The sequence below is a fragment of the Streptomyces sp. NPDC056231 genome (genome assembly GCF_048270745.1).
Taxonomy (GTDB): Bacteria; Actinomycetota; Actinomycetes; order Streptomycetales; family Streptomycetaceae; genus Streptomyces.
The window spans coordinates 101,441-108,699 of the sequence record NZ_JBLVKW010000024.1 but is presented as its reverse complement, the minus strand read 5'-3'; the positions used below and the strand labels follow the sequence as shown (position 1 = coordinate 108,699).

At 69.8% G+C, this 7,259-nt stretch carries 5 protein-coding genes; 2 read left to right on the top strand and 3 right to left on the bottom strand.

Translation table 11 applies throughout. The features are described 5' to 3' along the window. Positions 1-147: 147 nt before the first annotated feature. The gene (locus tag ACNPQM_RS20240) at positions 148-1,164 is read left to right on the top strand and encodes a TIGR03571 family LLM class oxidoreductase (RefSeq protein WP_418085122.1); all 1,017 of its coding nucleotides are present in this window, start codon (positions 148-150) and stop codon (positions 1,162-1,164) included. Positions 1,165-1,742: 578 nt separating this feature from the next. Then, positions 1,743-3,230, top strand: a complete 1,488-nt coding sequence (locus tag ACNPQM_RS20235) for a lipase family protein (RefSeq protein ID WP_418085120.1) — start codon at positions 1,743-1,745, stop codon at positions 3,228-3,230. 500 nt (positions 3,231-3,730) lie between these two features. Here the strand turns inward: ACNPQM_RS20235 and ACNPQM_RS20230 are convergent, their stop codons facing one another. The 3 genes from ACNPQM_RS20230 to ACNPQM_RS20220 all read right to left on the bottom strand — a co-directional run bounded on the left by ACNPQM_RS20230 (position 3,731) and on the right by ACNPQM_RS20220 (position 7,218). Continuing rightward, the gene (locus tag ACNPQM_RS20230; RefSeq protein ID WP_418085119.1) at positions 3,731-4,528 is read right to left on the bottom strand and encodes a GntR family transcriptional regulator; all 798 of its coding nucleotides are present in this window, start codon (positions 4,526-4,528) and stop codon (positions 3,731-3,733) included. 288 nt (positions 4,529-4,816) lie between these two features. Beyond that, entirely contained in the window at positions 4,817-5,794 is a 978-nt protein-coding gene (locus ACNPQM_RS20225; RefSeq protein WP_418085118.1) for a sulfite exporter TauE/SafE family protein, read from the bottom strand. After that, positions 5,791-7,218 carry an MBL fold metallo-hydrolase gene (locus ACNPQM_RS20220; RefSeq protein ID WP_418085117.1) on the bottom strand — a complete coding sequence of 476 codons (1,428 nt, stop codon included), beginning with the start codon at positions 7,216-7,218 and terminating at the stop codon, positions 5,791-5,793. The genes ACNPQM_RS20225 and ACNPQM_RS20220 overlap by 4 nt, the downstream gene beginning before the upstream one ends. Positions 7,219-7,259: the final 41 nt, after the last annotated feature.

Here is a 7,259-nt window from a genome sequence, read left to right as displayed (position 1 = left end):
GCCACCACGCGCATGCGGACACGGTGGGCGCCCTGAACGTCCTACGGGCCGGGCTGGTCCGTCGCGAAGCCCAACCGGCATAGCGAGAAGCCCCCACGTTTACGAGGGGGAGGAGTCACGGCATCCCCCCATCCTGCACTCGCCCGCCTGGCCCCCGCCGACGGGCGGCTCACCCTCGGTCTGGAACTGCCCCTCGACAACGACTGGGATCCGGCGCGCCGGCGCACCGACCGCGCGGCCGGCCGCCCCTTCGGCGTCCCCGACCTGACCGGGCACACCCGGCTCGCGCAACTCGCCGACCGCCTCGGCTTCGCAGCCCTGTGGCTGCGCGACGTCCCGCTCTACGACCCCGCCCAGTTCGGCGACGCCGGAAGCGTCTTCGAGACCTTCACGCACCTCGGTCACCTCGCCGCGGTCACGGACAACGTCGTACTCGGCACGGGCGCTGTCGTCCTGCCCCTGCGCGAGCCCCTGCTGGTCGCCAAGGCGGCGGCCACCGTCGACGTTCTGTCGGGCGGCCGCATGCTGCTGGGCCTCGCCAGTGGCGACCGCCCTGTGGAATACCCGCTGTTCGAACGCGACTTCCAGACCCGCGGCACGGCGTTCCGCGAAGGTGTCGAGACGCTGCGCGCCGCCTGGCGCGGCGGCCCGCTGGAACTGCCCCGGGTCGGCCTCGGCGCGGACCGGCAGTTGGAGGTCCTCCCCAGGCCGGTCCATACGACGGGGATCCCGATCGCCGTCGCCGGAGGCGCGCAGCAGACGCCCGAGTGGATCGCCGAGCATGCCGACGCCTCCCTCAACTACCCCCGTGAACTGGGCGCATTGCGGCTGAAGATCCGTGAGTGGCGGCAGCGCACCGAGGACGGCGGCAAGCCGTACCTCACCCCCATGGTGCTGGCCCTCCAGGACGACGCCGACGCCCCGGCCCGCCCCATCCGACTGGGCCTCAGCACCGGCCGCAAGGCCCTGGTCGACCACCTGGAGACGATGGCCGGCCTCGGCGTCGCTCACGTCTCCTTCAACCTGCGCCCCAGCGACCGGCCCATCGACGAGGTGCTGCACGAGCTCGCCGAGGACGTCCTGCCCTGCTTCCCCACGCCGCCGCCCACGCCCGCCGACTTCGGCAGCCGGCTCGAAGCCACCGTCCGGAAACAGCGCGGCTGAACAATCCGCACGCCGCCCTGCCACCACCTCAGCGGACTTGCCGGTGTCGGCGACCTCATCACCACCTGCTCCTCACCGCTGTCCCGCTGCGCTGCACATCGAACCGGCGGGGCAGCTGAGGAGTGACTTTCGCGACGTACCAGGTAATGGCGGTAGCGATGTCTTCAGGCGTGTTCGGAACGCGCACCACGTTCTCCTCCTCAGTCGTTGTTGGTCACAGGCCGGCGGTCACCAGACGGCCGACTCATTTCGGCGCGAGAGGTTCCCTCGGCCTTGGCGCGCTTGTCCAGGGCGTTTTTCCTCGTCCATGCCCCACGCTTCGATGGGGCGGTGTAACCCGGGTAAGGCCCAGACCGGGTTGCTTCCACCACCCACTCCAGAGTCGGTGGAACAACCGCGACGACGAGGTTGTACGGCAATCAAATCCATAGCCGTTTACTACGGTTCCGCTTTAGTCGAACCCATTCCGAACGAGTGAATCAGAGAACACAAAGCGCCTGATATCCGTCAGGGTGCCGAGTATGCGAATACATTGAAATGGAGATTTTTGACGGTGAGTGAAGACTTAAGGAGCGAGCATGGCGGCGGCACAACAAGCCACTCCGATCACGCCTCAGGTGGCCATGACCCTGGCCGCCATCGCGGCAACTGGAGCGACTCCGCGCCCGTCGGGGGAAACCCTTCAAGCCCAGACCGATCGGATCAAGCTCGGCATCTCCCGGCAGTTCTCCAACTCCCCCCTGACGAAAAACTGGACACCGACGTGGCTCGCGCTGAGCCCGGACAACGCGAACATGGCGTACATCGCCAAGAACAACGACGGCTCGAACCAGTTTGCCGTGGTCGTCCGCGGGACAATCGCCAGCGTGACCGACATTCTCGAAGACCTCGACGTCGGCACGGTGGTGCCGTTCACCGCCAGCGGGTCGAATTCCCCCATTTCCGTGTCGAAGGGGGCGATGGACGCCTTCACTCAGGTCGTCGACATGCGTTCGCTCAGCGCCGGCTCCAATCTCGTGCAGGCGCTCGCCGGCCTCCTGACGGGGATTCCGCAGCCGACGGTCTACGTGATCGGTCACAGCCTGGGGGGCTGCATCGCGAACATGGTCGCGCTGTACCTGAAGGCGCAGACCTGGCAGCAAAGCCAGCCTCAGTTCGGGGTGGTCACCTTCGCGGCGCCCACAGCCGGTCTGAAGAGTTTCGCCGACTACCTCACCTCCCAGTTCGGGAGCATGAACCAGCGCTACGTCAACGCCTACGACGTGGTGCCGCTGGCCTGGGCCGATATCCCCACCGCGGAGAGCTGGTACCCGGATCCCGGACCAGCGGCGACCCTCGAGGCGCAGGTGCTCCTCGGGTCGATCGCAGCTATGCGCGGGAACAACGTCTACGTCCAGCCGGGCACTGCCGTCAGCAAGAACACCGACTACATGGTCCGCGACGACAATTTGGTCAAGGCCTCGGTTGAGGATTTCCTGGGTCAGATCGCATTCCAGCACGCCAACTCCACCTACCTCAGACTGCTGGACGCGCCCGTCCTTGCCGGGCCGCCGACGGTGACCGGCGTGATCCCCAGCTTCGGTGCATCGGGCACACAGGTCACGATCAAGGGCCGCGACTTCAGCAAGGATTGCAACGTCGACTTCGGCCCCGTCCCGTGCCAGAAACCACCCACGCTCAACCCTGACGGCACCATCACTGCCGAGGTGCCCGACGGGACCGGCATCGTCAACGTGTATGTCACCAACCCCCTGGGCACCTCCCCGGCAGTCCCGCTCGGGCAGTTCGCCTACGGCGGGCCCGAACCCGTGGTGGTCACCGGCATCACACCGGACAGGGGCAAGGCCAACGACCCGGTCACTATCTCCGGCGCGGGCTTCGCGAAAGGCGCCAACGTGTATTTCGGGAAGAACGCCTCGCCGTCCGTCCAGGTCGACTCGGACAAGATCGTCGCCAAAGCACCCCCGTCGGGCAAGGCTACGAGCACGACCGTGAACATCATCGTGACCCTGAACGGCTACTCGTCCCCCACCAGTCCAGCCGACGAGTTCACCTACACCGGGTGACACCGGAATCGGTCAGCTCACTGGTCCCGGACAGCGGTCGCCCCGCGGTCCGGGACCACATCGCGTCCGTGAGCCCAGTGGCCCGAACGCCGCTTCGCCATCGAAGGCGCCCGCGGCCCGGGCCGCACGCTCGCCCAGCAACTGGCCGACGCAGGCGAGAACGTGGTCGACGGGCCCTTGCTCCCGGCCAGGGCCCTGCACCCGGCCCACCGGAGGAGACCGCAAGTACACCGGACCGCGGGGCGATTCCCACCATTGGCCGAGACATCGGCACCCTGGCCCGGGTACGCCGTGCGACTTCGACCACATGGTGCGGCTCGGCCGGATCAGCTCCCCGCGTCGATCGAGGTCCGCTTCAGCACGAGCCGGGCCGGGGCCGTAGACGTCGCGCTTTACACCACGGCGTCCGTCCACGCGGTCATCCCCCACCCCGAGGCCGAGGGTGAGAGCTTCAAATCATGCAACTACACAGGTAAGTGACACTCCACGGCATCCCGTGATCAAAAACGGACGTTCCCGACTCTCTCCGGGGCCCTGCCCAGCCGGTAGCCGTCGTCGGCAGAGAACGCGGCGGTGACGGCGAAGCGATCCGCGCGGACGAGCGTCTGCCGCCACTCGATCGGGCGTCGGCCGGCGTCGTGACCGAGCCGGTCGATCGCGAACAACGCTGTGGACTCGGGGCAGTCGAGCAGGGTGCGCTCTCCGCGGCCAGGTACGACGGCCCGGATACGCTCCCAGCCGCCGCAGATACGGGTGCCGCAGTGGCGTTCGAGCTCGTCGTAGAGCGAGGTGCGGGTGAAGTCGACGTCCAGGAGCGGGCGGGCCACGTCCGCGGGGAGCCAAACACGGTCGACGGCGAGCGGTTCCTCGTCGGCGAGACGAAGGCGTTCGAGGTAGACGAGTGGTGTGGATTCCTCAAGTCCCAGACGGGCGGCGATGACGCCGTCGGCGCGCTGGTCGAGCACACGTACGGTGCTGCGCTGGACGGCGCCGACCTCCTCGACAGAGCGGAAGAAGCTGTACGCCTCACCGACCTTCTGTTCCAGCGGGCGGCTGGCGGTGAACCGGGAGACCTTGCCGCGCTGGGCGGTGACGAGGCCCTCCGCACGAAGCTGCCGCAGGGCCTCGCGGACCGTGTGCCGGCTGACCTGGTACTCGGCGACGAGGTCGTGCTCGCCGGGGAAGACATCGCGGAATTCGCCGTCTTCGAGACGGCGCAGCAGGTCGGTGCGCAGCTGTGCCCACAGCGGTTTGCCCGCGGATCGGGTGAGGGGGCGAGGGCCGGAGCGGGAGATCACCAGCGCCCTCCTGGGGGTCGGGGTCGGGCGGATGCTGCTGACACAGGATGAATGTTCGTACGTTCGGGGGAATGGTGCAAACCTGGGAGCTCCTGTGTTGAGGGCGCGCCGGCCTGGCCTGGCCTGGCTTGGAGGGGCGGCGACCCGACGTGACCGGCGCCCGGTGACCACCGGGCGGACGCCCAAGGTCCCGCGACGGGCTCGGACGCCGGCCGCCCAGTCGGCAGCCGATCCGCAGCGGCCGTCACCTGGGGCGGGGTGCACCGGCCGGCGGTCGTGCACGGACCTTCAGACGAAGACGTCGATGAGCATGAACGCGGCCATCGCGAGCAGCAGGGTGGCGAAGGCCCGTTGCAGGGCGGCGCCGGAGAGCTTGGCCGCCAGCCGCTTGCCGTCCCAGGCGCCGAGGATGGCGGCGCCCACGAACGGGCCGAAGACTGCGAGGTCGAGGGACATGCCTCCGGCCGCCAGGCGGGTGGCGAGGGACGCGACCGAGTTGATGAGGATGACCACGAGGCTGGTGCCGACGGCCCGTCGCATCGGCAGGCGGAGCACGGACACCAGGGCGGGTACGGCAAGGAAACCGCCGCCGACTCCCAGCAGCCCGGTCACCGCTCCGAGGCCGGCCCCGGCCGCGGCGGTGCGCAGGTGCCCGGCCCGGCCGGCGGGCCCCCCGGGGGCGCCGACGGTGTCGCCGCGACCCACGTCTTCCGGTGCGGGGCCGCCCCTGCCGTTTGCGGCCGCGGTCGTCCCGTCGGCCGTTCGTAGTGCCGCCCGGGCGGCGGCCGCCCCCGCGCACCCGGGGCCTCCGGAGCGGGAAACGACAGCCCCCACGGTTGCCCCCGGTGCGGTGGCTTTCGGGGCAACCGTCGCGGCCGCGGCGACCCGGCGGGTGCGGTGCCCCCTACGGGTGGCGCGCAGCATCGCCGCGGCGGCGAGAGCGGCCAGGACGGCGAACGCGGCGGTCAGTACGGCCTGCGGAATGCGGTGCGTGAGCAAGGACGTTCCGATGGCGGGTGGCACACCTGCTGCGGCGAACAGCGCGCCGGTCCGCCAGCATATGTTGCCGGTGCCGGCGTGGCGGGCAAGAGCGGTGACGGATGTGACGGTGACGACGACCAGACTGGTGGTCCCGGCGTCGGCGGGTGCGACGCCCAGGAGGTACACCAGGGCCGGTACCGCGAGCACCCCACCGCCACCGCCGAGCGCGCCCAGGGCCAGGCCGACCATGGCTCCGCAGAGCAGAGCGAGGATCAGGACACTCACGCCGGGACGCCACCCGGGGCCGTGTCGGCGGGATGCGTAACCTCGCCGTGCCATGCGGAGAAGCCGCCGCGCAGGTCGGTGGCCTCGAAGCCGCGGGCGCGCAGCACGGACGCGGCCACCGATGAGCGGTTACCGCTCGCGCAGATCACGGTCAGCGGCTGACCGGTCGGCAGTTCGCTCAGGCGGGCGATCAGTTCGGGCAGCGGGATGAGGCGGGCGCCGGGGATGGTGCCGTTGTCGCGTACCTCGCCCAGGCCGCGCACGTCCACCAGCTCGAAGTCGCCCGTGCCCTCGGCGAGTCGGTCGGCGAGGACGTCGGCCTCCACCCGCACGACGGCGGTCAGGTACTCGGTACCGACAGTCTCGACCGCGGTGGTCAGGGCACCGAGGACGTGGTCGAAGCCGATGCGGGCGAGACGGTTGCGGGCCTCACGCGCAGTGGCGGGATCGCCGCACAGAATGATGCGGTCCCGGGCATCGAGCACCTCGCCGACGAGCTCGGCGAACCGACCGCCGATGGGGACGTTGACCGCGCCGGGCACGTGGGCGGAGGCGAACGACTCCGGGTCCCGCGTATCCAAAACTCTGGCACCGCCCGCCCGAGTCTTCATGAAGGCGTCCGGGGTCAGGGAGGGGACGGGGGCATCCTCATCCAGGGCCGGACGGGCCTGGCGGTTGCGCACGGATGTGAAGGCGAAGTAAGCGGGCGCGGCGGGCTGGCCTTCGGTCACGACAGAGACGAATTCGTCCTCGGTCATGTCGGCCAGGGCGTAGTTGCTGCGGCGCTGGTTGCCGATCGTGCAGCTCAGCTCGGTCGAGAGGTTCTTGCCGCAGGCCGAGCCGGCTCCGTGCGCCGGGTAGACGCGTGTGTCGTCGGGGAGGATGAGCAGGCACTCGCGGGTGGAGTGATACAGGACGCGGGCCATCTCCTCGGCGGACCGGCCGCGGGCGCTGAGCAGGTCGGGACGGCCGACGTCGCCGATGAACAGCGTGTCGCCGGTGAGAACACCGTAGGGGACGGCGTCGCCGGCGTGTTCGCGGACGACGACGCAGATCGACTCGAGGGTGTGGCCAGGTGTGTGCAGGATCTCCAGGTCGACCTCGCCGAGGCTGAGGTGCTCGCCGTCGTCCAGGGGGTCCGTGTCGAAGTCGAGCGTTGCGGCGGAGCCGTAGGAGATCCGGGCACCGGTGCGCTCGGCCAGCTCCAGGTGGCCGGAGAGGAAGTCCGCGTGGATGTGGGTCTCGATGACCCGCTCGATGGTCAGGCCGTGACGCTCGGCGGTGGCGATGTAGTCGTTGACGTCGCGCTGAGGGTCGATCACGACGGCCCGGCCGGTGGTGCGGTCGCCGACGAGGTACGAGGCGTGGGAGAGGCAGTCGAGGTAGAACTGCACGAAGACCAGCGGTCCGGTGTGGTTTGTCATAACGGCCTCCTGGAGATGGGTGGTGGCTGTGTGCCGGCGAG